At 54.3% G+C, this 1074-nt stretch carries 1 pseudogene; it reads left to right on the top strand.

Annotated elements, in window-relative coordinates:
• The first annotated feature begins 134 nt into the window (after positions 1 to 134).
• Positions 135 to 956 (top strand): annotated as a pseudogene (locus RBB62_RS20160) (IS3 family transposase).
• Positions 957 to 1074 lie beyond the last annotated feature (118 nt).

Genomic DNA, 1074 nt, shown 5'->3' with positions numbered 1-1074 from the left:
CTAAAACATCGAATCGCCGCTTGACCTATCCAAACCCATATAACGATTATTCTTTAGAAGTTGGAATCCGCCCAGCATTAAAATTGCCGAAACAAGACCTTAACTAAGCGCCATTAAAGGCACCCTCGGCGTGGTTGGGCAAGCTGAAGGCGGCGGTGCGCCGGTTCACGCGCATGCATCCCGGATGGGGCTATCCAAAGATTACGAAGCTGCTCAAAGATGATGGTTGGAACGTGGGCCGCCGCCTCGTTCAACGTTTGCACCGCGAACTGGGCTTGGCGGTTCCAACCAAGAAACCTAGGCAACGGCGGTGCGGCCCGTCCACGGGTCTGCCGACCAAGGCCACGCACCGTGGTCATGTCTGGACTTGGGACTTCGTTCACGACGTCACTGTGCGCGGCGGCAAGCTGCGCATGCTCAACGTCATCGACGAATATACCCGCGAATGTCTGTACATCCACGTGGACCGTCGAATCAACGCAGACAAGGTGCAGCGCATCCTCGCTCCTCTGGTGGCTGAGCACGGCGCACCCGGGTTTATCCGTTCGGACAATGGCTCGGAGTTCATCGAAAAGAAGCTGCGGATCTGGATCGGCGATGCTGGCATCAAAACCATCTACATCGATCCCGGCAGTCCGTGGCAAAACGGCTTCATCGAGTCCTTCAATGCCAGATTGCGTGAGGAATGCCTCAACCGAGAAATCCTCTACACGCTCATTGAAGCAAGAGTGGTCATCTAGGACTGGCGCTTCAAATACAACCACATCCGTCCACATCGCTCGCTGGGCTACATCACGCCCATCCAGTTCGCCCAAAAAGAAATCCAAACACTCAACCTAGACATGGGCTGCGCTCGGCCTACGGCCTCTCTCCGCCCAAGCCTTGACTTCCTTAACAACCTATACCATCCAATCAACTCAACCAGACTATCGAATGCACTGGCTCAGTTTGCGTAGTGAGACCACCGCCACTAGTGTGGTGACAGCGAAGTTCGCTGCATAAATACTGAACCTTACCGAGGATCAGATTTGCGTCCACTGTCCACTTAAATGGCTTTGGTTGCTCGTTGTATTT

Source organism: Cerasicoccus maritimus, assembly GCA_031296935.1.
Taxonomy (GTDB): Bacteria; Verrucomicrobiota; Verrucomicrobiia; order Opitutales; family Cerasicoccaceae; genus Cerasicoccus; species Cerasicoccus maritimus.
The sequence above is the reverse complement of the archived record's forward strand: the minus strand, read 5'-3'. Positions and strand labels throughout refer to the sequence as shown.